Raw genomic sequence first — 25,684 nt, forward strand, 5'->3', positions numbered from 1 at the left:
ATGAAAGTTTCACTAAAAAATAATGAAACCGGCGTTTTTGGCATTGGTGGATTAGGTGAAATTGGAAAAAACTGTTATGGGGTTCAATTCCAAGATGAAATTATATTGATTGATGCAGGAATTAAGTTTCCTGAGGATGAATTACTTGGGATTGACTATGTGATTTCCGATTATAGTTACATCGTCCAAAATTTACCAAAAGTTAAAGGACTAATTGTCACCCATGGGCACGAAGACCATATTGGCGGAATTCCTTACCTATTACGTCAAGCGAATATTCCCATTTATGCAGGCCCATTAGCACTCGCTTTAATTACAAATAAACTTGATGAGCATGGTCTTTTACGAGATGCACAGATGCATGAAATTAACGAAGAGACAGTTATTCGCTTTCGAAAAACTTCGATTAGTTTTTTTAGAACGACGCACAGCATTCCCGATGCCCTTGGCGTTGTTGTCAAAACACCGTCTGGCAATGTTGTAGCCACTGGCGACTTCAAGTTTGATTTTACCCCAGTTGGAGAACCAGCCAACCTACATAAAATGGCTAAAATTGGTGAAGAAGGCGTTCTTTGTTTACTTTCTGATAGTACGAATGCTGAAATCCCAACCTTTACCAAATCAGAAAAAACAATTGGCTCTTCGATTGTCAAAATTTTTGAAAAAATCGATGGCCGAATTATATTTGCAAGTTTTGCTTCAAATATTTTTCGACTACAACAAGCCGCTGATGCAGCGGTAGCAACCGGTCGAAAAATTGCCGTCTTTGGTCGCAGCATGGAAAACGCCATTATAAACGGTCAAAAACTTGGCTATATTAAAGTCCCCGATGGTACTTTTGTTGATGCTACCGAAATTAATCGTCTCCCTGCAAATGAAACGATGATTTTATGTACTGGCTCTCAAGGAGAACCCATGGCCGCTCTTAGTCGAATTGCCAATGGGACACATCGCCAAATTCAAATTCATCCAGACGATACGGTTATTTTTTCAAGTTCGCCAATTCCAGGGAATACTTTGAGTGTCAACCATGTCATTAATCTGCTATTAGAAGCAGGTGCACATGTTATTCATGGTAAACTAAACAATATTCATACTTCAGGGCATGGTGGACAAGAAGAACAAAAATTAATGTTACGTTTAATGAAACCAAAATTTTTCATGCCGGTTCATGGAGAGTTTCGTATGTTAAAAATCCATACACAACTTGCCCAGGATACGGGTGTGCCTAGAGAAAATTGTTTTATTATGGAAAACGGTGATATGTTAGCTTTAACAGCAGACACTGCCCGCTTAGCTGGTAAATTCAATGCCAGCGATGTCTATATTGACGGAAGTGGCATTGGTGATATCGGGAACGTTGTCTTAAAAGATCGTCGCATTCTATCTGAAGAAGGCCTCGTTCTAGCAGTCGCAACCGTTAATATTGAACAAAAAGAAATTTTATCAGGACCAGACATTTTATCGCGCGGGTTTGTCTATATGCGTGAATCAGGTGAAATGATTAGTGAAGGCCAGACCATTTTATTTAATGCCCTCAGAGAAGCTTTGAATCAACCTAATTGTTCCGAGTTTAAACTAAGAGAAGCAATGTCTAGCGCCTTACAACCTTTCTTATTTGAAAAAACAGAACGACACCCAATGATCTTATCGATGATTATGACTCCCGATCAAGGATAAGCAAAAGACAAGAGCTTTCTTCTAAAATAGAGGCAAGCTTCTTGTCTTTTTCCTTCAACCTATTTTTTGTCAAAAACAATGCGTACTCGTTCTAAATTTTTAAAAGAGAAGGCTCATTTTAAAAAGTCTTGTGTCAGACAAAAGTAAAAACAGCTTCTATTTTTTCATTAATGAAAAAATAGAAGCTGTTTGTTTTCACTTTAATTAAGCTTTGTGAACGTTTGTTGCTTGAGGTCCACGATCTGAATCTTCCACGTCGAAAGTTACCGCTTGGCCTTCTTCTAAAGTTTTGAATCCTTCACCTTGGATTGCTGAGAAGTGAACAAATACGTCGCTTCCATCTTCACGAGAGATAAAGCCAAAACCTTTCTCTGCGTTAAACCATTTTACTGTTCCGTTTTCCATGAATATTACCTCCTAGTGCTGATGCACATTCTTTCATTGTAACCTTTGCTCGTCACCAACATAAGAGGCAAAGACAATCTTTTTACTCCTACTAGCCAAACAAAATTACATCTACTATTTTACACGTAACCGTTTCATTTTGCAACCTCACCTCATTCATTCTTTTACATTACTGATTCCATAGACCTTCTTCTCTTAAACTAACATAACTTGAATGGCCTATAATTAAATGATCCAATAACTCAATCCCCATCATTTCGCCACAAGCTTTTAAACGCTTCGTGAATTGACGATCATTTTCCGAAGGTTCGGGGTTTCCAGACGATAGCAATAGGTCAGGTTTTGAAAGAATCGCTACCTTTTCCCCTGCTCCATACCGTGCATGCAATTTTCACCGCACACGGCATTCCACCGTTTGCCATTGATTTCTTTTTCAATCTTATTTCAATTATGACTTTATTCGATTGCATTTTTAGTATCCGAAAAAGTCTAAGACTGATTGATTTGAAATGCATTGACTAAACGACTTGAGGCTATTGCTCCACTTTCATTACAAAAGCTTCACCACTCACGCCTCTACTCTCACTACCACAAAAAGAAGTTATAGATAAAACTTTTCCTCCTTAACACTTCACTGAGCGTGTACTCTCCATGTTGGTAGTTTTCCACGTTCCCTTAACTCTATCCATGTCTTAACTTAGGTGCTAACTCTTGCCTGGCGTTCGCTCCACCGCCTGTAACGGTGCATGGTACTTTCAAAACCACCATCAGTACTCGCCCACGGAACGCACTTGAATTTTCATCAAGTCTATTCATTTCTAAATAGGTCCACTTGCAGACATTTCATTCGTTAGTTCGTCAGTGTTTGACCACATGCTCACCATATTAAGTTTTAACGACTCCCGACCTATCGGTTGTACCAACTACCTCTAGTTAGCTTTCGGTTACTAGATAAACTAGTACTACGACAACGTTCAGCCGACTTCACCGAGCTTCATACCTTATTTTTTTACACATTCAAATAGCGCATGTCGGAGTATTAGAGTAGGCACTTCAAGGCGTTACCCTATCATTTTACCTATCGAGTTAAGAGTTCACAACTTTCTTTTAGTCTTTTGACCTTCAGATCGTGTGCGTAACCTTTTCAGTTACGAACGTGTCGCACGGTGATTATGGACGCAAATGATACGTGCGGCACTGTGACGAACTGCTTCGCGAAAGATTTCACGAGGATGAGCAATTGATTGATTAAGGGACCCAATGAATAAAGTTTGACGATGGATAATTTCATTTTTAGTATTTAAGTAAAGGCAAATCAAGTGTTCTTGTTGGTAGTCTTTCAACTCTTCCATTAATTGAAAAGCTAAATCCATGCTCGTCCGGACTTTTCCGTACTTTGGTTGAAGCGCTTGATGAATGCGACTACCTAACTCCATCATTGCCTTTAACTCGATTGCTTTAATTTGCCCCACTCCTCGGATTGTCTGGAGCTCTTTTAAACTAGCCGATTTTAATTCATATAAACTAGGAAAAGCAGCTAATACTAACCCCGATAACTCCATCACATTATACGGTTTACTTCCAGTTCGCAACAAAATAGCTAATAGCTCTTGATTTGATAAGGCCTGTTCGCCGTATTCAAGTAAACGTTCACGAGGTAACGAGCTTTTAGGAATTGAAAGCATTAATTTTTCACTCAAAAAAAAACCTCCTTTGCATATTCTTAATTTAAGATACGCAAAGAGAGAATTTAACTCTGTATAAAGGATAGAAGATTTAACAAACTAGGAAAAACTTGAATCGTTTTTTCTTTTAATTCAACAGAAGGGGCAATTAAGTCAGGGATCATTACGACATCAATCTTAGCACGATGAGCTGCTAACACCCCATTTTTCGAATCTTCTAAGATTAATAATTGGTTTTTTTCAATTGCTAAAAAATCGGCCGCCTTTTCAAAAAGTTCTGGATCAGGTTTCGCACGTTTCACATCTTCAACCGAAAAAACTCTTTCAAATTCATGAACAAGTTGATTCTTTTCAAGTAAAATGTCAATTAGACGTCTTTGATTACTTGAGGCAATCACCTTTTTGATCTTTTTTTCATTCAAATAAGCGAGTAACTCGGGGACACCTTCTTTCAGTTGCGCTTGGCCAGATTCAAAAAGTTCCACAGAACGATGAAAAGCATTGTTGATAAATGCATTAACAAATTCTTTTCCAAACGTTGAGTCATACATCTGATGGTAGTGCGCCCAAAGCTCTTCATCGCTAATGCCAATATACCGATGATAAATGCTTTCATCATACGGAATTTGCATCTCATCAGCAATTGCTTGCGTCGCTTCGTAATACAATCGCTCCGTATCAAACAATAAGCCATCTAAATCGAAAATTACACCCTGGTATTTTTTCATTTTTTTCTCCTTAAATACTTAATAAGAATTGACGAATCTCAGAAACAAAGTATAACGAGCCTGTGATTAAAAGCAGATCGTCCTCGGTCATTTTTTCTAATAAATCCGCTAAACCAAATTGCCAAGAAGAGGCAACTGAAATTTTATTTGGTGCAATGGCTTGGTAGTCAGCCGCTAAGCGAATTGCCTTAGGGTTATCAAAAGTCGTGATTAAAATTTGACTTTGAGGAATCTCAGTCAAATCCTTTAACATGCTTGAAATATCTTTCGTTTCTAATGCTGAAAATAAAACATAAATTTTACGATTAGCAAATTCTCGTTTCATGTTGTCAACTAAGCGTTTCATCGCATGATCATTGTGCGCACCATCTAAAATGATTAGTGGTTCCGTACTTATTTTCTCCATTCTTGCAGGCCAAGTTGTTTGAGCTAGACCCGTTTTAATCCACTGTTGCTGAACAATGATCCCTTTTAATTGGCAATACTTGAAAAAAAGCTCAATTGCTAATCCTGCATTTTCAACTTGATGCGCGCCTAATAGCGGTGTTTTTAAATGCTTGATTTTCCCTTGTTCGTTATAAAAATCAAAGACTTCTCCCCAATTTGGATCAGGATGTTGATAAAACACTTGGTAATCTTTATTTAAACGGTACACTTTTGCTTGTACTTTTTGGGCGACCCCATCGATAACTTGTTGCGCTTGCAAACTAAGATTGCCAGTAACAACTGGGATACCTGGTTTAATAATTCCTGCTTTTTGAACAGCAATTTCTTCAATGGTTGCACCTAAAATATCGGTGTGATCTAAGCCGATGGTTGTAATCGCACTTAAAATAGGCGTAATGACATTTGTCGAATCTAATAAACCACCTAGACCAACTTCAATAATTGCCACATCGACTTTATTTTGTAAGAAATAATCAAAAGCCAAAACAGTCAATAATTCAAATTCTGTAATACCACTTGTTTTTGTTTGTGCATCTAATGATTCGACAAGTGGTTGATATTTTTCAACTAAAGCAATTAGTTCTTCATCCGCAATAAAAATCCCATTAATTGCAATGCGTTCATTAAATACTTCAATGTAAGGGGAAGTATAGGTTCCTACCGTTAAACCAGCTGATTCTAACATGTTTTTTAAATAACTAACGGTCGAACCTTTTCCATTTGTTCCTGCTACGTGAATCATTTCAATTTTATTTTCAGGATGATCAACTAAGTCCAATAATGCTTCCACTCGATCTAATCCTGGTCGAATACCAAATGGCAGCCGACTATGAATCCACGCAATCGCTTCTTCTATTGATAATTTCATCTTTTTCACCTCTTTTTCATTATAGCAAACTCTTTGAACTTTTATTAGCCCTTCTCTTTTGGGAAGTAAAATATCTTTAAAAAAGCTGGCACCTAGTCAACGACCCACCACTTAACGTAACCGTTTGAAGTGGGGGCTTGTGTCTGTCTAAATTCGACAGGGTTTCTGCCCTTACAGATAACCATTACACTTATTCCTACCCAGTAGTGCGAACGGTTGTTTAGACCTCCTACCTTCGTATGGTGGAATATAAGGACGGTTGACTTCGCCCCTACCACAAGAGTGATACTCTTGTGGTAACAACACCGATATGTTCAATTCCTTTGCGGTGTAAGTTCATGGCTGCAATACGGTCATCATTTGATTCGTACTGGCAGTTCTTACACTTAAACAGGTGTTGTTTTTTATTGCGATTTGCTTTTTCAATATGTCCACATTTCGGACACGTTTGAGACGTGTATCTAGGATCGACCGCAATTACCTTTTGTCCGTTCAGTTTTGCTTTATATTCCAAACATTGACGGAATTGGTAGAACGCCCAGGAGACAGAAACATAGCGGTTTTTCACGCGTACTTTTTCAATCGCCGAACGAACACCCGTTAAATCTTCTAAAACAAACAGCGTCCCTTTCGGGTATTTATCAACGAGTGCCTTTGTAATCTGATGGTTCACATCAGCAACATAACGGTTTTCTCTTGAACCGATTTGTTTTAATTTTTTACGAGCAGAAGGCGTTTGACGCAATTGCAATTGTTTACGAACGGCTTTAAATTGCCCGCGTTTATGTTTAACCACGTTACCATTGTAGAACGTGGTCTTTCCCTGACTGTCATACGTCGTCGCTAGAAAATTAATACCTAAATCAATACCAACAACATTCTTGACATCGGTGTCGTTCAGTTCTGGAAACTCTTTTGTCATCGGTATGTGCAAAAACCATTTTTGATATTTGTACACTAATTTTGCCGTGCCGAATTTCCACGTCCCATTAAAGTATTTTTTCATGGCGGTACGTTCGTAATTCAATTTAAGGCGACCCGCTAACGTGTTTACGCTAAATTGATTTTGCGTCAGAGAATAATCTCGATTCCAAACGAGGTCGTATTCAGGAAGCTTAAACACAATGAAAGACCAGTGATGTCCGTTCGATTGCGCTGATTTATAACGCGCGATAACGGTTTTCATTACCGATTGTGCCATCTGGCTTTTCAGCTCAAACAGACGTCTCAAATCAGCGTAATAGCGCTTGTTTAAACTTGCTTGATTCAGGTCTTTTGTCTCAAAAACATGTTTCGACAGCCAATTGCACGCCTCACGGTAAGCGTCCGTTGTGGCCTTTAGATTTTTCGCTTGGAGACTCGAAACGTAAACTTGTATTTTTGCCGTAACGGTAGACATTCACCTCACCACCTTTCACTAATGTTATTATACTATATATATCCTAGTGAAATTAAATACTTTATGTTAGAAAAAGGCATTTCAGCTATGTTCGTAGCTGACGACCATTCCTCACCCACTTATCGTTGGGCTTCGCCCTGCACACGATTGAAGTGGGCGTATCCTTGTCGGGTTTAGATGAAATACCTAAAAAATGAATAAAAAGCCACAAAAGAGTGTGACTTTTTATTCATTCAATTAATAGAAATTAAGCACTAGTTAGCAAACCAAATGGCTAAAGAGGAGTTCGAATTTGATTCTTCACATGTTTGCCAAGTCACTGCAGCACCTTGAGATTTTAATACGCCATAAGCTTGATCATTATTTGGAACATTGCGCATAATGTTAAAGACTGTATACGTTTGACCATTAATCACAACTTGGTCCCCAATATTAATTTCCCAAACTGCTGTTCCTGCACTACTTGCCCGTTCGAATAAATAATGCGTTGGGTCTTCTGTCCATTGATAAACATACGGTGTCCACGTTGGTACAGACCCAGTACCAGAAAAAGAACTTAAATCAAAATGATAGCCTTTAAAATTAAAGCCATCAGTCCGTTCTTCAGGAATCGCTACTGGCTCTTGAATGGTTTGATCACTTGATTGTGTTGTTTCTTGCGTTGTTTCAGTTGTATCGGAAAAATTTGATTCTAATTTTGATACGACTTTTATTTCTTCTTTTTGTTTTTTTGGATTGGTCTTTTGTTGTGAACGATTGTCAGTTTCGTTTACTTCATTGGTTGCTTGATAATTTAATTTTTCTTTATAATCGGCTAGTTTTTGTTCATATTCTTTTTTTGTAGTTCCAGGAACGATTTGGTCAACTAACTCTTGAAATTTTTGATAGTTTTCATTTGTTATGATTTCACTATTTTCTTGATACCACTGTTTTAATTGTTCTTTTAATTGAAGTTGTTCTTCTGCGGAATCAATCACTTGTATACATTGTTCTTTTACTTGATTTGGCTGATTTAATTCTTGGACTGCCACTTTCAAATTTTCTAAGGTTTTTTTCGTAACATCTGATTTCAATTCAATTTTTTCATTAAACTTATTTTCTTCAAAAACATTCTCTTTAAAAAGATTTTCTAAAGCTAAGGTTACTTGAAGTAATTCTTGGTTATCTTCTAACTTATCTAACATTTTTTGGTTTTCTTCGTTAATAGGTAAATACGCTTCTTGATCAAGTTTGTTTAGCTTTTCCGTTTTTGCAATCACTTTGTCTAAATCTTCTAGTAATTGTTTAACTTTTAAAGAAGTATTCTTAAGCGAAAAAGTAGGCTGGTTTGATCCTTCATATAATTGTGCAATGGATGATTCAATTTCCTTTTGCTCGGTAACGATTTGTTCTTTAAGACTCATTACATCGGTCGATTCCGCATGGATAAGCAAGCTCAAACTAGACCCTAAGACAATCGATAACAAAATGACATATTTAACAATTCTTTTCATCATAATAAAGAGCTCCTTCTTGATTTTTCTTTACTCCTTTTTTATACGCTTCTATTTTTAAATAGCCATGAAATTTTCAGAAAAATAGAATGTGAAAATAATCACTCCATCATTAAATCCAACCCTTTTGTTTTTAATCGATTCATCACAAAAAAATAAATACCCTTAGGAAATCAGTGACTAGTTTGACTAGCCGCTAATTTCCTATAGGGTATTTATTGATTATTTTTTATTCTAATAAGCAAACCAAATGGCTAGATCTGAATTTGCACTTGCTGATTCACAAGTTTGCCAAGTCACTGTTGCACCTTGTGATTTCAAAACGCCATATGCGCTGTCGTTATTTGGAACATTTCTCATGACATTAAAAACAGTATAGGTTTGTCCACTTATTACAACGGTGTCCCCCACGCCAATATTCCAAACTGCCCCACCTGCGCTACTTGCTTTTTCGAATAAGTAATGAGACGGATCATCTGTCCATTGGTAGACATACGGCGTCCATTGTGGCACTGAGCCAACGCCTGAAAATGAACTTAAATCAAAATGGTAGCCTTTAAAATTAAAGCCATCTGTTCTAGGAGCTGGAGCTGGCGCCGGTGTTGGATCCGGAGCTGGCGCTGGTGCAGGAGCTGGTGCCGGCGTCGCTTGGGTCGTTCCTCCAGTTGTTGCTTGAGAAGAACTAGAAGAAGCTGGCGTTTCACTTACTTTGATATTCGTTGAACCACTTTGCGTACTAGATGTTTGTGTTGTTTTTTCTTGTGTCGCTTTTTCTTTTGCTGCTTTTTCTTTTTCCGCTTTTTCTTTTGCTACCTTTTCTTCTAAATTCGTTTTATAAGTGACTAAGGTTTCTTTATACTCTTCTTTCGCTGTTTCTGGCCCTACTTTTGAAACGAGTTCTTCAAGAGTTTTATAATTTTCTTCTGTGACTGTTTCTTTGTTTTCTTCATACCATGTATCCACCGCTTTTTTTGCTTCAATTTGTTTTTTTGCCGAATTGGTCGCTTCTTGGAATTGAATTTTGATAGCCTCGCTTTGATTTAACGCTTGAATTTGTTGATTCAATTCATCAACTTTTTCAATAGTAACTTCGGCTTTCACTTTCACTTCTTGATTAAACCCTTCATCACCAAATACTTCTGCTTCAAACAAATCATTTAGAGCGAACATTAATTCAAAAGCTTGATCATTATTTTTTAATTTCTTTAAAATTGACTGGCTACTCGCATTCACTTCTTCAAGATTCTTTTTACCCAAACTATTTGACTTCTTCATTAATTGATCTAACTGTTTTAACAATTGATCAATTTTATCGGATGATTCTTCTGCTGTGAAGGCTAATTGATTGTCTTTTGTATATAATTGAGAAATCGATTTTTCAATTAGCTTTTGTTCTGTGACAATTTCTTCTTTAAGATTCGACTCCTTCATTGATTCTGCATACGTATACACACTAATACTTGATCCAACTACAACCGCTGCTACAATTGAAAATTTGATTATACTTTTTTTCGCTAATTTTTTCATTCTTATTTTCTCTCAAATAAATGAGAGTCCTTTCTGATTGTTAACATATAAGTGACTAGCAATAATTTCAGATAATAATAACAACGTTTTATTTTAGAATCATTATTATTAGTATCTAATATTTAATATCGGATGATAATAAATAAATTTAAGGCTTAATTTTAAATTTGTTAAAAAAATAACGAAATAAATTTCCAAATGATTTTTTGATTAAAATCAAGTTTGAGAACAATAATTATATAAAGACATTTATATCTATGTATTATTTTGAAATTAATTAGAATAATTCTAAATAACTGATTTAATTTCTCCCTCCGGTTTATCTAAAGTCTTTTTAAACAAAAAAAACCAATTAAGAGGTCTAACTACTCTTAATTGGTTTTTTTGGTACTTTATTTAATTTTTTTTAATTGGTCAATTCGATCAACCACTGCTTTTTGTTTTTCTAAATAATCGGCTTCTTTTTCACGTTCTTGAACGACTACGTCTGCTGGTGCATTGGCAACAAAACGTTCGTTGCTTAGTTTGCCTTGGACGCGTTTGACTTCTTTTGTCCATTTATCTAATTCTTTTTCTAAACGAGCAATTTCTTCTTCAATATTAATTAAGTCTGCTAATGGTAAGTAGATTGTTGCGCCTGTTAAAATAGCAGACATCGCTAATTCTGGTGCTTCTAAGTCACTTGAAATAACCAGTTCTTCTGGGTTACAAAAACGCTCAATGTAGTTTTTATTTTCAACTAAAAAGGCATCAATTTCAGTATCATGGGTTTGAATCAGTAACGTAATCGGTTTAGATAAAGGGGTATTTACTTCAGCACGACTATTACGAACCGCTCGAATGAGCTCTTTCAATGTTTCCATACCGCTTGCAGCATTTTCATCAATGAATTCTTTTTGTGCAACTGGGTAAGCCGCAACGACTAATGAATCACCTTCATGTGGCATGCTATTCCAAATTTCTTCTGTCACAAATGGCATAATTGGATGTAAGAGACGCAAACTTTGATCCAACACATGGACTAAGACGCTTTGATTCATGCGTTTGGCTTCAGCCTGATCCCCATAAAGGGTTTCTTTACTCATCTCAATGTACCAATCACAAAAATCATCCCAGATAAAGTTATACAATTGACGGCCCGCTTCGCCAAATTCAAAACGATCAAATAAGTGTGTTACGGCTTCAATTGTTTCATTTAGACGGGTTAAAATCCAGCGATCAGCAACTGATTTTTTCCCTGTTAAGCTTAAATCTTCTAAAGTTAAACCTTCGACGTTCATTAATACAAAACGAGAGGCATTCCAAATTTTATTGATAAAGTTCCAAGCAGCATCCATTTTTTCATAACTAAAACGGACGTCTTGCCCTGGTGCGGAACCATTTGATAAGAACCAACGTAAAGCATCGGCACCGTATTGATCGATTACTTCCATTGGATCAATTCCGTTGCCCAACGACTTACTCATCTTGCGGCCTTCTTCATCACGAATAAGGCCATGAATTAAGACGTTTTCAAACGGGCGCTCGTTCGTAAATTCTAAACTTTGGAAAATCATGCGACTGACCCAAAAAGCAATAATATCGTAACCCGTCACTAATGTATTATTAGGGAAATAACGTTTGAAGTCTTCGTTGTCTTCATCTGGCCAGCCCATCGTCGAAAACGGCCACAATGCCGAACTAAACCAAGTATCGAGTACATCGGGGTCTTGTTGCCAATTTTCAGAGTCAAGTGGTTCTTGCATCCCTACATAAACTTCGCCTGTTTCTTTATGATACCAAGCTGGGATTTGATGCCCCCACCATAATTGACGAGAAATTACCCAGTCATGAACATTTTCCATCCAACGCAAAAACGTTTGATTAAAGCGAGGTGGGTAAAAATTCACTGCATTTTCTGTTGCTTGATTTTCAATTGATTCCTTCGCTAATGGCGCCATTTTTACAAACCATTGAGTTGATAAACGCGGTTCTACTACAACCCCGGTTCTTTCAGAATGCCCCACACTATGAACCATTTTTTCAATTTTAATTAAATGCCCATTTTTTTCTAAATCAGCTACGATTTGTTTGCGTGCCTCAAAACGATCCAGCCCAGCATAAGCCCCAGCTAATTCATTCATCGCGCCATTTTCGTCCATCACATTGACACGTGGTAAGTGATGACGATTCCCTACTTCAAAGTCATTTGGATCATGAGCCGGTGTTATTTTTACTACCCCAGTTCCAAACTCCATCTCTACGTATTCATCTGCAATGATTGGGATTTCCTTATTAACAAGTGGTAAAATAACCGTTTTGCCAATGTATGCTTGATAACGTGGATCTTCAGGGTGCACAGCAATCGCCGTATCACCAAGCATTGTTTCTGGTCGTGTCGTTGCTATTTCAACCGATCCACTACCATCAGCTAATGGATACGCCATATGGTAAAAAGCCCCTTCAATTTCTTTATGAATGACTTCGATATCTGATAAAGCTGTTCGCGCTTGTGGATCCCAGTTAATGATATATTCGCCACGATAAATTAATTCTTTTTCATACATCGTTACAAATACTTTACGAACGGCCTCGGATAATCCTTCATCCAAAGTAAATCTTTCACGGCTATAGTCTAATGACAAACCTAATTTAGCCCATTGTTCACGAATATGACTCGCATATTCTTCCTTCCAACTCCAAACTTCTTCAATAAATTTCTCGCGACCTAAATCATAACGAGAAATTCCTTGTTCACGTAGTTTTTCTTCAACTTTTGCTTGGGTAGCAATCCCTGCGTGATCCATTCCTGGTAACCATAATGTATCATAGCCTTGCATTCTTTTTTGGCGTATAATCATGTCTTGTAAAGTGGTATCCCACGCGTGGCCTAGGTGTAATTTTCCAGTAACGTTTGGTGGCGGGATTACAATGGAATACGGTTTTGCTTTTTTATCGCCACTTGGTTTAAACAAATCTTTTTTTAGCCATTCTTCATAACGACCAGCTTCCACTTCACTTGGCTGGTATTTTGTTGATAGTTCTTTTTTTACCATTTAATTTCCTCCTTAAAAATAAAAAAAGTCCTAGGATGACGAATCATCTTAGGACGTAAATTACGCGGTACCACCTAAATTGTAGCCTTACGCTACCTCTTAAAGCGTGATTTAACGGTCACGACACGTTTGATTTTACTTTCATTTCAAATCAAAGACTCCCAAGCTACCTTCACTCATCTTCGTTGAAAATCTTTCAGCATTTGATTTTCTCTCTACTTAACTAAGATTTCGCTACTCCTCTTGTTCATTGTCTTGGTTTATTCTACAATGAAGCATTTTTAAAGTCAAGGTGTCTAATTCTTAACATAATTTGGGATAAGTTGTTGGTGTTGATTATCAAAAAAGATTAACGTTAACAATTCTGTCGTTAGGTCAATATAACGGATACTTACATAAGGTGGCACGATAACGCGATCAGGGGCAAAATTTAAAATGGCTGTAATCCCCGCATCAACAATCGTATTGACGGCCATTTGAGAACTATGACTTGGCACGGTTGTAATCGCAACATTCACATTATTTTCTTGGCAGACTTTTTCAAATTGGTCCATTCCGTAAATCATAAAACCATCAAAGACCGTCCCGATTAACTCAGGATTATTATCAAACACACAATTAATTTTTAAGTTTGCATTCCGGCGAAAATTATTTTTCAAGAGTGCTTTTCCTAAATTGCCCATTCCAACAAGTGCGATTCGTTTTTCTTCATCTGTTTCAAGTAATTCACTAAAAACTTCAATTAAAAATGGCACTTCATAACCGTACCCACTTCTTCCAAGCTCTCCTAAATAAGAAAAGTCGCGCCGAATGGTGGCAGATGGTACTTGCGTCACCTCGGCAAATTCCTTTGATTTAATTCTTGTCACACCGTTAGCTTCTAACACTTTTAAATTTCGAAGATACAGTGGTAATCGTTTCGCTGTTGCTCGTGGCAACTTTTTCAATTCATTGATTTCCACACAGTCCACCTCTTTGTTAATTCATTCACATAGATTGTATCACTTAAATTAGTGGCTTGCAAGTGCAAATAGTGTATTTTTCACAAATAAAAAGATTGATTTAATCCTAATAAAAATGATTAAATCAATCTTTTGTTATTTTCTATGCTACTCATTGTGTGATAAGTTACAATCCAATTATAAAAAATCTGAAAAGTCTTCTTCTTGTCCTGCAGTGACTTCGGTAAACATTAATCCGCTTAATGCTCGTTCAATCATCCCTTCAATATCTAACCTTGCTTCATATAAATGAACTTTTTCGAGCTTCGGACGTGTCTTGGGTTGTGGAGGAGCAAATATCGTACAGCAATCCTCAAATGGCTGAATCGCTAATTCAAAGGTATCAATTTTTTGAGCGACTTCAATAATTTCTAATTTATCCATTGTGGCTACTGGGCGAATAATCGGCGTACAGCTAACTTCATTAATTGCTACCATACTTTGAAGCGTTTGAGAGGCAACTTGACCTAAAGATTCGCCATTGATAATAATTAACCCTTTGCGAATTTCACGGATTTGATCCGTCAAACGTAACATCATCCGACGCGTAATCGTCATCCAATAACCTTGTGGCACATGATTTTTGATTTCTTCTTGAATTTCAGTAAACGGCACTTCAATAAATTGAATGCTTCCAACATAAGGAGTTAATTTCTTTGTTAAATCTTTGGCTTTTTGCAAAGCTTGTTCGCTCGTATAAGGCGGACTAGCAAAATGAACGGCTTCAATTTCAACACCACGTTTCATCGAAAAATAGCCGGCCACAGGGGAATCGATTCCGCCCGATAGCATCAACATGCCCTTGCCTGCCGTTCCAACTGGCAACCCACCTGCTCCTTGAATCGTCTCATAAGATAAATAAGCACCACCCATTCGAATTTCAAGTCGTAAATTAATATCCGGTTGCTTCATTTGCGCTTTTATATTAGGAAAAATATCAAAAATAGCATTGCCTAACGTCTGATTCAACTCATCGCTCGTTTGTACAAAGTCATGATCACTACGTTTCGCTGTAATTTTGAAAGTTTCTTTTCCTGTATAAATTTCACGCATCATTTCTTGGGCTTTGGCCTTAATCACTTCGATATCTTTTTCAACTCGAATACTTGGAGAAAAATTTTGAATGCCAAAGATTTTTTGTAACAATGGAATAATCTTGTCACTATCTTCTCCATTTAATAATAAATGCATTCGGTCTCTTTCTGCTTTCACTTTGACATGTGGAAAATCAACTAAACTTTTTTTTACATTTGAAGCTAAGCGTGTAATAAAGAGTTTGCGGTTTTTTCCTTTTGTTGATAGTTCGCCATAACGAACCATAATTTCACTATATTTCACTGACTTTCTCCTTAGTTAATTTTTGAAAACTTCTGATATAAATGATGAAAGACCACTAAAAATTGTTCGATTTCTGCTAGTGTATTACTCGCATCTAAACTAATTCTAACAGCCGTTGTCGCTAACTCATAGGGAATTCCCATCGCATGCAGGGTGCTACTCGTTTGCTGTTTTTTACTAGAGCAGGCACTCGTCGTTGAGACATAAATTTGTTTTTCTTCTAATGCATGAACGAGGACTTCCCCTCGAATTCCTTTTAGACCAAAGCAAAGAATATGAGGCGCATAATTTTCTTTTTGAGAAAAAATGGTGACCTTCTCATATTTTTCGAGTGCTTCAAAAAGATACTTTCGTAATTGTTCCACATGCGTCTCATTTTGTTGTTTTTTCTCTAAAGTTAAACGCATTGCTTTAGCCATCCCAACAATTGCTGGCACATTCTCCGTTCCACTACGAGCATTATTTTCTTGTCCACCACCATTTAAAAGCGGTGCTAAGCGGCGGCCTTTCTTCCAATAAATAAAGCCAACTCCTCGTGGCCCATGGAATTTATGTGCAGAGAAAGTGGCAAAATCAACCCGTGAGGTGAGCCAATTTTCACTTGGTACATGCCCTAATCCTTGGACCGCATCGACATGAAAGTGAATTTTAGGGTAGTCCGTTAACATTTCACTAACTGCTTGAATCGGTTGAATCGCCCCAACCTCATTGTTCACAACCATAATTGAAACTAAAATCGTTTCTTTTCGAAGATAACTTTTTAGTGTGTCTAAGTGAATTTGTCCTTTGGAATCCACCGGTACAACACTTACTTCAAATCCTAGTTTTTCGAGTTGTTTCGCGGTCTCGCTAACTGCTGGATGCTCTATCGAAGAAATAATTAAATGATTCCCGTAAGCTTTTTTTTCAATGGCGGTTCCCTTTAACACCCAATTGTCTCCTTCTGTTCCCCCACTTGTAAAAAAAATCTCTTCTGGATTAACAAAAAGTAAATCGGCAATTTGTTTACGCGCTTGTTGTAGCAAGCGATTGGCTTGGTTACCTAGGTCGTGTAAACTCGACGGATTGCCAATTATGCGTTGGCTCGTTTGCATGTACGTTTGTAACACTTCTGGAAGAATTGGTGATGTTGCACTATGATCAAAATAAATCATTTTCTTTCTTCCCACCTTTCTAAAATTCTTTTCTATTATACTCATTTGCCGTTCTTCCTTCAAGCTTTCTACTTTTTTCTGCATGCTATTTCATCTGAGCTAGAAATCGCCAAAAAAATTGATTGAAAGACGAACGTGTAATTTTCTTTTTGCATTAAAAAAACTATTTTGACTCTCTTTTTAGTTAAAAGAATCAAAATAGTTCTAGCGTTTAAACTAAATCACGATGATTAAAGTAAAAATTTTCTAAACGTTTGAATGAACCTGGTTCAACTCTTTCTAAAGCTGTTCCAATTTCATCTAAAGCATCTTGATAACGATATTCTTGATTAAATAAAACAAGACTGTGCTCAATCGCTGCTTTGACGTCTGGATGAGAATGACGATAGCGGTTGGCATATTGCATCATTTGTTCTGTTAAAGCAGCTGCATCAACTAATTCTTTCGTGCGACGATCCAATAAGTCAATTTCTTCTTGACAAATCGCTACTAACTTATTGACTTCTTCCATATTAATTCGAATTTTATTTAATAGTTTTGATAAATCTTCTACTCGATCGGTTGCTAGGAAAAAGAACTCTAAATATTCTCCTGCTAAACCTGGTAAACGATTTTTTTCAACATAACGTTTTAAATTTCGTAATTGGAATTCAAACTGTTCAATTTTTTCTTGTGCAATTTTTTCATCTTCACGAAGGTTTCTTAAAGACTCATCAATTTCAACTTGTTGGCTCTCAATATCATCTAAGATTTGGTAAGCATCTTTATAAAATGCTTGAACCTCAGAATAGGCAATTTCGTGGTTATCAAGTTGTGGGAGAATTAAACCATGACGACGAGTCAACTCATCGATTTCTGTTTGGAAGCCTCTTACGCGTCCAAGTTCGTTGTGGTTTAAAGTATAACTTTGGGTCGTATGATCAATTTCAATTAATAATTGACGGTTATTACGTAACGAGTGATTAATGTACTCTTCGATAACCGGTTTGTTTTTTAGTACATATTTTTTCGCTTCAATTTCTCTTTCCATGACTGAATACAGATCATCAATTTCTTGAGCCGTATCTCGGTTAGCCACTTCCACAATCGCAACTTCTGCTTTTGCTAAATCAGCCGTTGAATTTTCGACACGACGAGTCACGCGTTGAATATCGTTGGCAAAATTTCCTTCAGGGAATACAAACTTATCTGCAAGTAATTTTTTATAGCCTTCTTCAATTTCTTTTAATTGAGCTGGGAAAGTCTTGCTTAATTCTTCGTACACCGCTGGGATTTTTTTCATCGTTTCTTCAAGTTCATAAGTATGATTTTCAGCGGTCTCAAGTACTTCACGAGCTTCAACCGGATCACCCGATGTATTTAAAGTAACAAATTGAGTAAATTCGATTTCAATATTCTTAATTTGCTTTTGTAACTCAGCGTAGGCTGGGCCAAAATCTGAACCAGATTCGCGTAAAGCTTTTTTTAATTCTTCATAGACATCTAATGCCCGTTGAACTTGTAGAGAATTTCGTTCTTCACTTTCACGTAATTCTTTTAGCCCTTGACGGATTTCTTTTACTTGTGCTTCCATGTTTGAAACAATTTCTTCAGCTTCAGAAACCGCTGCTTTTGCTTTCATAAAGCGGTAAGTTTCATTTAAGTTTTCAACTTCAAATATTTGACTTTCCAAATCAGCAAAAGAACTTGTTGAAAGTTCAGTCCATTTTTGACTCCACTCTCTAAAAGTGTTTTGACTTTGTCCAACGAGATGCATTTTTTTCACTTCGTCCACTTCTTCAATTACTGGTAAGTCAAACAAGTCTTCTTTGCGTTTTTCTAAAACATATAATCTTTCTTGGTTTTTTCGACGCATAAAAAAACTGACCCCATATAAGACAGCGACTACCACAATGATGGCAATGACAACCCCGATGATTACTTGATTACTCATTTAAGTGTTCCCCCATTTTATTTCAGTATTCATTTGTATTTATATTGAACTAAATATTTTTAGTGTTTATTTTTTCAGATAAAAGACATCTACCTTAAATTATAACATAAAGAAAATCTGCAATCACTAAGAACCCCTAAAAAAAACACCTTTTTTGAAAAAAAACTGACTAAAAAATAGAACATTCCGAAAAATAAGCAGTTTTTTCCATATTATTATGAAAAAACTTGCATTATTTCCTATTTAAAGGTAATCTATTAAAAATTGATAAGAAGGGGATTAAAAATGAAAGTCATAAAATTCGGCGGAAGCTCTTTAGCATCTTCAACCCAAATTGATAAAGTGATTCAGATTGTTCAAAGTGACGCCAACCGTAAATTTGTCGTTGTTTCTGCACCAGGGAAACGAACAGCTGAAGATAAAAAAGTTACCGATTTATTAATCGAATTATACCAAGCACTCTTAGTTGACCGCTCAACAAAAGAGATTATCAAAAAAATCTATCAACGTTATGAAGAAATCGCCCAAGCCTATCCAAACCAAGACACGGTCTTACATGAGATTCTCCAAGACTTAACCAAATTAAATGATTTAAAAATTGAAGACAATCCATATTACTTAGATGCGATATTAGCGACTGGTGAAAATTGCAATGCAAAATTAATTGCAAGTATCCTAAGTGCCCAAGGAACACCCGCGAAGTACATCAATCCAAAAGACCTAGGAATTGTTGTAACGAGTGAACCACAAAATGCGCAAGTGATTCGTCAGTCATACAACAAAATCTATCAATGGCGTGATTCGGAAGAAATTTTAGTGATTCCTGGCTTCTTTGGTTACACAGCCGAAGGAGACATTTGTACTTTCTCACGTGGTGGTTCTGACGTCACTGGCGCAATCGTTGCCGCTGGGATAAAAGCAGATATTTATGAGAATTTCACTGATGTTAACGGTATTTATGCTGCACACCCAGGTTTTGTCCATCAACCAGAAACAATTGATGAAATTACTTATCGAGAAATGCGCGAACTTGCTTACGCCGGTTTTTCCGTTTTTCACGAAGAAGCATTAATGCCTTCTTTCCAAGCGAAGATTCCTGTTGTCATTAAAAACACAAACAACCCTGATCACCCAGGTACTTTAATCACAACGAAGCGTACAAATTGGGAAAAACCCGTTGTAGGAATTGCTAGCGATCAGGGTTTTTCGATGATTTATTTAAGCAAATACTTAATGAACCGAGAAGTCGGCTTTACTTTACGCGTCCTAGAAATTTTACGTGATTTTAATTTAAACTATGAGCACATGCCTTCTGGAATTGACGATCTCTCGATTATTTTACGAGCGCGCCAATTAACCCCTGAACTTGAAGAAGAACTTTTACGAAAAATTGCTTATGAAATTGATCCGGATGAGCTACGAATTACTCACGATCTTTCGTTAGTTGTCGTAGTAGGGGAAGGGATGAAACACCGTGTAGGAAGTATGGCTGAAAGTACTGCCGCTTTAGCTCGAAAAAATATTAACTTAGAAATGATCAATCAAGGCTCTTCTGAAGTAAGCATTATGTTTGGGATTCATAAAGATCGTGAACAAGAAGCGATTCGCAGCTTGTATTATACCTTTTTTGATTAAAAAAGAAAAAATTGATTGGAAAAAGAGCTCAAAAACTCTTTCCCAATCAATTTTTTTCTTTTTTTTGACGTGCTAGTTCCGCTTTAATTTTTGCTTCCGGAGCAAAATCGTTCACCCAATTGGTTGGTTTTAAAACTTTATTCGTCAGAGGGTCATAATGAGGACGCCCATCCGGAAAAAGCTTTCCCATATTTGCTTCGTGAACAATTTGCATCATTGGTTCTGGATCCACACCCATTAAAGAAAACGAGCCATAAGTAAAATACAACAAATCAACCAAAGCATCTACTTCATCAACTAAAGAATCTTCTACTGTTTTTTCTTTTTGTATAATTTTCTCGTAGGCTCGGTCAATCGCTTGATGCATCTGGCTAACCGTTTCTTGAAAAGCCGTTTTCTCCCCATTCGTACTTGCATACAAAAATTCAATCATTTCTTCAATTTTAAATCCTGCACGTTGACTTGCCCACTTCGCATCAAAGGCAGTCGGTTCACTGGGGATATTCGGATCAAAAATTTGATGGAATTCCTCCGCCATTTCGTATGGTTTCATTTGCTTTTTCCTATCTAATCAATAATTTTATAATAACGTAATGCTTTTTCAATTCCATCGGCATCATGACTATCCGTAATATAATCCGCACTTGCTTTCGTTTCTTCTTGCCCATTTCCCATGGCTACACCGATTCCAACGACTTTCAACATCTCAATGTCGTTTAAGTGATCACCAAATGCCATCGTCTCGGAAAGATTTATTCCAGTATCCGCTAAGAAGAATTGAATGCCACGCACTTTTGAACCACCTTTTGGAACGATGTCAACGGTGTAAGGATTGGAACGTTGCAGATCACTATGCGGCAAAGCTTCGATTAACTTTTGTGTCTCGTATTCTGCACCAAACATCATACATTGATAAATCGGTTCGTTTAAAATTGCTAAGTTTGAATAGCGATTTTTACGTCGATTGGGACTATATTTTTGCAGGAGTAGTTTTACTCTTCGAATAGGAAAACGTCTTGGAACAAAACGAATCAAACGACGTACGATCGCCGAATCACCAATTCGCATCGTTAAACTACCATCAATTCGTTGTTGGGCTCCAAACACCAATTGTCTTGATTTATCATTTGCAAATGATACAATCTCTGCTAATGCCATTTGATCAAACGAACGAGCATAAATGACGCGGTCGTTCGTGTAAACATATTGACCGTTATATGTCACAAACATATCGAAATCTAAATCTCTTACGATTCTCTTCAAGCTGCTGGGGCCTCTGCCAGATGAAACGCCACACAACACCCCATTTGCCTGTGCTTTTTTTATGGCTTCCTTTGTACTTTTAGAGACACGACCATTACTTGATAACAAAGTACCATCGATATCAAAAAAAATCGCTTTAATCATTGACCCCACCTCCTTGTAATATTGAATATCATATCAATTGCTTTTGGAAAACTCAAGCTAAAATACCTACACAAACAATTAAAAAGTTGTCAATTTCTCACTTTTTACGCTAAAATAAACAAGGAAAACAATTAGGAAATACGCTAGTAACGAATAATAAATAAATTCAAAAAAAATACAATAAAGGAGGTTCTCTAATTTGAAAAAAATACTCGTTTTACATACAGGTGGGACAATCGCCATGAAAGAAAACATAGAAACAGGCGGTGTCCAACCAGATAACACGAACCCTTTGCTTGACTCTTCAATCACCCTTCCTAAAGAGGTCAGCATTCATTCCGAGAGCATTTATAATTTACCAAGTCCACATATCACGCCTTGTGAAATGTTGCAATTAAAAGAGCGCGTGCAACTTGCTTTTCACGAAGGTTATTACAGCGTCGTTATCACCCATGGGACCGATACACTTGAAGAAACAGCTTTTTTCTTAGACGCGACAATCGGTGACTTGTTGCCCATCGTAATTACGGGTGCCATGCGTTCAAGCAACGAATTAGGAAGTGATGGCCTATATAATTTCGTCAGTGCGCTTCGAGTGGCAGCCACCTCAGAAGCCAAAAACAAAGGCGTACTCGTTGTAATGAACGATGAAATCCACTCCGCTCGCTATGTTACCAAAACACACACAACAAATGTCGCGACTTTCCGAACCCCGACACTTGGTCCGATTAGTTTAATTAATAAAACGAGAATTCTCTTTTTGCAAAAGACACGCCCTTCTTTGCGCCTAGATATCTCAACCATTGATGGTTTTATCCCAATCGTTAAGGCCTACGCAGGCATGCACGGTGAACTCCTTGAAGCACTAACCCATACCAAAATCGATGGCCTTGTTATTGAGGCCCTTGGCGCTGGAAATTTACCACCTGATACCGTTGCCCCAATTAAACAAATGCTTGCTCAACAAATTCCTGTCGTTTTAGTTTCTAGATGCTTCAATGGTGTCGCTGATCCTGTTTACAGTTACGAAGGTGGCGGCAAGGATCTCCATCAACTCGGTGTTATTTTTTGTGATAGCATTAATAGTCAAAAAGCACGGATCAAATTGTTGATTGCCCACAATAAGCAACTAACTGGTGATAAATTAAAGCATTTTATGGAAAATTGATTCGTCAATTACGTTAAAAAAGAAGTATCGTAACTTGCTAGTTACAACACTTCTTTTTTCTTTTGCCAAGTAATCTCACCACGACAAACAACTTGGTTATTCACAATTACCTCATGTTTGGTTTGAGCTTTTTCTGCTAAAAAAACAACTTCATAGCAACTGGCGACTTTTTCACCATATAAGACTTCTTTTTCAAAACGGACGTGTAGATTTGTTGGTTGATAAGTAGTTAAAAAATCAAATCCTAAAGGTGACATTAACCAATTAAAGTAGACCGCATTATTGACGTGCTGGTTTTCATCTATTTCAAAAAACTGAATAGGATAATACTCTTTTTCGACAGATTCTAAGTCAGAAAAAGCTGGACTTCGTTTGATTTTCGTTGATTTTTCACATTGATATGGCGCAATGATTTCTTCCACTACCCGACTTAGCTTCCGCGTCGTCTGATCCATTAAAGCAAAAACCGTTTCAATTCGAACGATTTCATTACCAGCTTGGTCAATGAGCCAAAAATTACGATAACAAAAGAAACGATTATAACTTGTTGCCTGCGTTTTAAAAATAATCGTTTCGCCTACACGTGGTAACCGCTCAATAAAAAGTTGATAATCTGTAATAATCCAAGTGAGCCCGAATTGATGCACAAAATCAACACCGCGCCCTAAAGCATTACTTTGTTTTTCAGACGCTTGAATAGCCACCGCTACCATGGCTGATACGGTCATTGTTTGATTTACATCACATTCATAATAAGCAACTTCATGAGACATCTGATAACTAAGACTCATTTGGTACTTCCCTCCTAAAAAAGAGGAGCCAAAAAATGACTCCTCAAAAATGAATTACGCCAATGCCCCCATTGGATCCCAAGGTGCCAAAACAATTGGTTCTGCTTCAAATGCCGCGATTTGCTCTTTCGTTAATAAATCTTTACGAATAACAATTTGATAGGTAAACTCGTCCATCCAAGCATCACTGGCCACAAAGAACCCTTTTTCGCCGACTTTTTCACCCCAACTATTTTCGACTTTCCATTTTGTCGGTTCACCATCAACGATATCTACCCCAGTTAATACCATCGCATGCGTCATTAAGCTTTCGCCGTAATCCAAACGTTGAGCCTTTGTCATCTCAAAATCAATATCAAACACATCATTGACATCAAATGCTTCGGTCGCCATAATTCCGGTATCGCGCGTGGAAGATTGACCAACATCACAACCAAACCAAATCGATTCCCCTTGTTCCAATTGTGTCATTGCTAGTTTTTTAAATGTTGCCATATCGACGTTTAAATATCTCACTTCTTTACCACCAACGACATTGCCTAGCATTTCAACAGTATAAGAACGATTAAACGGTTTATCTTGTGTAGGTGCATTAATAATACTAATATAATCGTCTAAATTCACACCAATATATTTTTCATAAAAACTTTGCGGCGTTAGTTTACGCTCAATATGATAATTTTTATCTTCATCACGGTATTCAAAATCAAAAACAGTTGGTGGATTGCCTAATGAAATTGCTAAAAAGTTATAAATCTCTTGTAAAAAACCTTCTTTTACCTTTTGAATTTCAGCACTCGTCTTACCACTAGCCACTAATTCTCGTAAAGTAATCGCATCTTTTCTTAGTTTTTTATTTAGATAATTATTAACATCACTTGAGTTTGAAGAATTACTACTTTCGGGCATAGCCGCTTTTGGAACTGCACCATACTTTTGGAAAATAGAAACAATCATATCCCATTGGCCACCATCTTGTTGTGGCGTCTGTAATAAAAAGGCCACTTTTCGGCTAGTTAATTCTTGGTCAGCAGTTGCTAAAATATTCTCATAAAAATAGTTTGCTTTTTCATATTTATCCCAGAAAAAAGTATAATTTTGTGACAATTCAAAATCCTTCAATTTTAAATCTTGGAGCATTTTATGACGAAAAGTATTTAAAGCAGCAAACATCCAACAACGACCAGATTGCTTTTGGTTGGTAACAGGACCAGTTGCAACATCAATTGAAAAAACAGGATGATTATTAATCGTCGCACTCATATTTTCAGCGGAAGCTTTGATGCCGTTTTTTACCACTGCTCGTTGAAGAGCAATTTTTTTCGTATCTTGACTTAATTCTTTCGCAAATCGATTCGTTAATTCTTTTGTAATTTCGGTCATTCTTTCATTCCCCTTTTCATTAGATGCTTCTTATTCTACTCTTCTAAATCTTTAAAAACAATAAGAGCTTTTTGCGATTCGTATAATTTTTTCTATTTTCTTTTCATTTCTTTTTGTATTGTATGGCACGTTACCCTACATGGCTAAACCCCTTTTTTTCATAAAATGAAACATTTTTTAAAATTAAAAGTACTTTCTTTTAAATGGCTTTTTCCGCTAGTATTTGTCGTTTGAATTGTTACTTGATCAATCAATCAAATTTATAATTTACTAGCAACTAAACTCATTTTAGGAAGCAATTTTCTCTTTTTAACTTTGTCGATCATTCATTATTACAAGATCAGCCATTTTCCTATTAAAACGATTGATTCGTTAAAAATAATTATGCCATTAATGAGTTCACGCAAAAAATCAATCGCAACGAACTTGTGAAGAACTCGATCTCAATTTGTTAATATTTTGATTCTTTTTGGTCAATATTTCTCTTTTCAAATATTGACCAGTTAACTAAAAAAAAGGGGTCTATAATATTTGGTGTTGTTACTAAGAAATTGGTAAGAACACCCTTTTTCTTTCTATAACAAAAAAGCATCTGTTTCCCTTATAA

The 25,684-nt window shown here is 36.7% G+C and carries 18 protein-coding genes, 2 pseudogenes and 1 other annotated feature; of the genes and pseudogenes, 3 read left to right on the top strand and 17 right to left on the bottom strand.

Annotated features, from left to right (window positions below):
- Nucleotides 1–1,680 (top strand): ribonuclease J1, encoded by a 1,680-nt coding sequence (gene rnjA / locus JOD14_RS09240; protein ID WP_204654545.1) that lies wholly within the window; start codon nucleotides 1–3, stop codon nucleotides 1,678–1,680.
- 204 nt (nucleotides 1,681–1,884) lie between these two features.
- Here rnjA and JOD14_RS09245 read toward each other — a convergent pair whose 3' ends face one another.
- From JOD14_RS09245 to JOD14_RS09305, 13 genes and pseudogenes are all read right to left on the bottom strand, one after another.
- Nucleotides 1,885–2,085, bottom strand: coding sequence for a cold-shock protein (locus JOD14_RS09245; RefSeq protein WP_204654546.1), 201 nt, complete (start codon nucleotides 2,083–2,085; stop codon nucleotides 1,885–1,887).
- 169 nt (nucleotides 2,086–2,254) lie between these two features.
- Nucleotides 2,255–2,407: pseudogene (locus JOD14_RS09250) on the bottom strand (JAB domain-containing protein); the annotation flags it as partial.
- Between the two features lie 844 nt (nucleotides 2,408–3,251).
- A pseudogene (gene radC, locus JOD14_RS09255) lies at nucleotides 3,252–3,770 on the bottom strand (RadC family protein); the annotation flags it as partial.
- 65 nt (nucleotides 3,771–3,835) lie between these two features.
- A complete protein-coding gene (locus JOD14_RS09260) occupies nucleotides 3,836–4,498 on the bottom strand; it encodes an HAD family hydrolase (RefSeq protein ID WP_204654547.1) in 663 nt (220 codons plus the stop codon).
- Between the two features lie 10 nt (nucleotides 4,499–4,508).
- Nucleotides 4,509–5,813, bottom strand: a complete 1,305-nt coding sequence (locus tag JOD14_RS09265; protein WP_204654548.1) for a bifunctional folylpolyglutamate synthase/dihydrofolate synthase — start codon at nucleotides 5,811–5,813, stop codon at nucleotides 4,509–4,511.
- A gap of 271 nt (nucleotides 5,814–6,084) precedes the next feature.
- Nucleotides 6,085–7,212 (bottom strand): RNA-guided endonuclease InsQ/TnpB family protein, encoded by a 1,128-nt coding sequence (locus JOD14_RS09270; protein ID WP_204654549.1) that lies wholly within the window; start codon nucleotides 7,210–7,212, stop codon nucleotides 6,085–6,087.
- A 254-nt stretch (nucleotides 7,213–7,466) separates the two neighbouring features.
- Entirely contained in the window at nucleotides 7,467–8,708 is a 1,242-nt protein-coding gene (locus tag JOD14_RS09275; RefSeq protein WP_204654550.1) for a coiled-coil domain-containing protein, read from the bottom strand.
- Between the two features lie 231 nt (nucleotides 8,709–8,939).
- Nucleotides 8,940–10,232, bottom strand: a complete 1,293-nt coding sequence (locus JOD14_RS09280; protein ID WP_204654551.1) for a hypothetical protein — start codon at nucleotides 10,230–10,232, stop codon at nucleotides 8,940–8,942.
- Nucleotides 10,233–10,624: 392 nt separating this feature from the next.
- A complete protein-coding gene (locus JOD14_RS09285) occupies nucleotides 10,625–13,267 on the bottom strand; it encodes a valine--tRNA ligase (protein WP_204654552.1) in 2,643 nt (880 codons plus the stop codon).
- Between the two features lie 46 nt (nucleotides 13,268–13,313).
- Nucleotides 13,314–13,527 (bottom strand) — a binding site (T-box leader).
- Nucleotides 13,528–13,563: 36 nt separating this feature from the next.
- Nucleotides 13,564–14,223: a redox-sensing transcriptional repressor Rex gene (locus JOD14_RS09290; protein ID WP_379962503.1), complete on the bottom strand. Its 660-nt coding sequence runs from the start codon at nucleotides 14,221–14,223 to the stop codon at nucleotides 13,564–13,566.
- A gap of 183 nt (nucleotides 14,224–14,406) precedes the next feature.
- Entirely contained in the window at nucleotides 14,407–15,606 is a 1,200-nt protein-coding gene (thiI, locus tag JOD14_RS09295; protein WP_204654554.1) for a tRNA uracil 4-sulfurtransferase ThiI, read from the bottom strand.
- Between the two features lie 11 nt (nucleotides 15,607–15,617).
- Complete coding sequence (locus tag JOD14_RS09300; protein WP_204654555.1) at nucleotides 15,618–16,760, bottom strand: cysteine desulfurase family protein; 1,143 nt, start codon at nucleotides 16,758–16,760, stop codon at nucleotides 15,618–15,620.
- 211 nt (nucleotides 16,761–16,971) lie between these two features.
- The gene (locus JOD14_RS09305; protein ID WP_204654556.1) at nucleotides 16,972–18,693 is read right to left on the bottom strand and encodes a septation ring formation regulator EzrA; all 1,722 of its coding nucleotides are present in this window, start codon (nucleotides 18,691–18,693) and stop codon (nucleotides 16,972–16,974) included.
- Between the two features lie 285 nt (nucleotides 18,694–18,978).
- On the opposite strand from JOD14_RS09305, the gene JOD14_RS09310 reads away from it, so the two are divergent.
- Nucleotides 18,979–20,328 (top strand): aspartate kinase, encoded by a 1,350-nt coding sequence (locus tag JOD14_RS09310; RefSeq protein ID WP_204654557.1) that lies wholly within the window; start codon nucleotides 18,979–18,981, stop codon nucleotides 20,326–20,328.
- 46 nt (nucleotides 20,329–20,374) lie between these two features.
- Here the strand turns inward: JOD14_RS09310 and JOD14_RS09315 are convergent, their stop codons facing one another.
- The gene (locus JOD14_RS09315; RefSeq protein ID WP_204654558.1) at nucleotides 20,375–20,881 is read right to left on the bottom strand and encodes a pyrophosphohydrolase domain-containing protein; all 507 of its coding nucleotides are present in this window, start codon (nucleotides 20,879–20,881) and stop codon (nucleotides 20,375–20,377) included.
- Nucleotides 20,882–20,895: 14 nt separating this feature from the next.
- The gene (locus JOD14_RS09320; protein ID WP_204654559.1) at nucleotides 20,896–21,735 is read right to left on the bottom strand and encodes a Cof-type HAD-IIB family hydrolase; all 840 of its coding nucleotides are present in this window, start codon (nucleotides 21,733–21,735) and stop codon (nucleotides 20,896–20,898) included.
- 199 nt (nucleotides 21,736–21,934) lie between these two features.
- Between JOD14_RS09320 and JOD14_RS09325 the strand changes: the two genes are divergently transcribed.
- Nucleotides 21,935–22,903 (top strand): asparaginase, encoded by a 969-nt coding sequence (locus tag JOD14_RS09325; RefSeq protein ID WP_204654560.1) that lies wholly within the window; start codon nucleotides 21,935–21,937, stop codon nucleotides 22,901–22,903.
- A gap of 41 nt (nucleotides 22,904–22,944) precedes the next feature.
- On the opposite strand, the gene JOD14_RS09330 is transcribed toward JOD14_RS09325, so the two are convergent.
- Together JOD14_RS09330 and JOD14_RS09335 are read right to left on the bottom strand one after the other, a co-directional pair.
- The gene (locus JOD14_RS09330) at nucleotides 22,945–23,694 is read right to left on the bottom strand and encodes an acyl-[acyl-carrier-protein] thioesterase (protein WP_204654561.1); all 750 of its coding nucleotides are present in this window, start codon (nucleotides 23,692–23,694) and stop codon (nucleotides 22,945–22,947) included.
- A 54-nt stretch (nucleotides 23,695–23,748) separates the two neighbouring features.
- Nucleotides 23,749–25,077, bottom strand: coding sequence for a C1 family peptidase (locus JOD14_RS09335; protein WP_204654562.1), 1,329 nt, complete (start codon nucleotides 25,075–25,077; stop codon nucleotides 23,749–23,751).
- Nucleotides 25,078–25,684: the final 607 nt, after the last annotated feature.

The sequence above is a fragment of the Enterococcus lemanii genome (assembly GCF_016909125.1).
GTDB classification, from domain to species: domain Bacteria; phylum Bacillota; class Bacilli; order Lactobacillales; family Enterococcaceae; genus Enterococcus_I; species Enterococcus_I lemanii.

What these genes read in the sequence shown, in the direction of transcription:
- JOD14_RS09280 (WP_204654551.1), bottom strand. Translation starts at nt 10,232, where the DNA reads ATGAAAAAATTAGCGAAAAAAAGTATAATCAAATTTTCAATTGTAGCA.
- JOD14_RS09270 (WP_204654549.1), bottom strand. Translation starts at nt 7,212, where the DNA reads ATGTCTACCGTTACGGCAAAAATACAAGTTTACGTTTCGAGTCTCCAA.
- JOD14_RS09335 (WP_204654562.1), bottom strand. Translation starts at nt 25,077, where the DNA reads ATGACCGAAATTACAAAAGAATTAACGAATCGATTTGCGAAAGAATTA.
- JOD14_RS09315 (WP_204654558.1), bottom strand. Translation starts at nt 20,881, where the DNA reads ATGAAACCATACGAAATGGCGGAGGAATTCCATCAAATTTTTGATCCG.
- JOD14_RS09260 (WP_204654547.1), bottom strand. Translation starts at nt 4,498, where the DNA reads ATGAAAAAATACCAGGGTGTAATTTTCGATTTAGATGGCTTATTGTTT.
- JOD14_RS09265 (WP_204654548.1), bottom strand. Translation starts at nt 5,813, where the DNA reads ATGAAATTATCAATAGAAGAAGCGATTGCGTGGATTCATAGTCGGCTG.
- JOD14_RS09245 (WP_204654546.1), bottom strand. Translation starts at nt 2,085, where the DNA reads ATGGAAAACGGAACAGTAAAATGGTTTAACGCAGAGAAAGGTTTTGGC.
- rnjA (WP_204654545.1), top strand. Translation starts at nt 1, where the DNA reads ATGAAAGTTTCACTAAAAAATAATGAAACCGGCGTTTTTGGCATTGGT.
- JOD14_RS09275 (WP_204654550.1), bottom strand. Translation starts at nt 8,708, where the DNA reads ATGATGAAAAGAATTGTTAAATATGTCATTTTGTTATCGATTGTCTTA.
- JOD14_RS09310 (WP_204654557.1), top strand. Translation starts at nt 18,979, where the DNA reads ATGAAAGTCATAAAATTCGGCGGAAGCTCTTTAGCATCTTCAACCCAA.
- JOD14_RS09285 (WP_204654552.1), bottom strand. Translation starts at nt 13,267, where the DNA reads ATGGTAAAAAAAGAACTATCAACAAAATACCAGCCAAGTGAAGTGGAA.
- JOD14_RS09330 (WP_204654561.1), bottom strand. Translation starts at nt 23,694, where the DNA reads ATGAGTCTTAGTTATCAGATGTCTCATGAAGTTGCTTATTATGAATGT.
- JOD14_RS09300 (WP_204654555.1), bottom strand. Translation starts at nt 16,760, where the DNA reads ATGATTTATTTTGATCATAGTGCAACATCACCAATTCTTCCAGAAGTG.
- JOD14_RS09305 (WP_204654556.1), bottom strand. Translation starts at nt 18,693, where the DNA reads ATGAGTAATCAAGTAATCATCGGGGTTGTCATTGCCATCATTGTGGTA.
- JOD14_RS09320 (WP_204654559.1), bottom strand. Translation starts at nt 21,735, where the DNA reads ATGATTAAAGCGATTTTTTTTGATATCGATGGTACTTTGTTATCAAGT.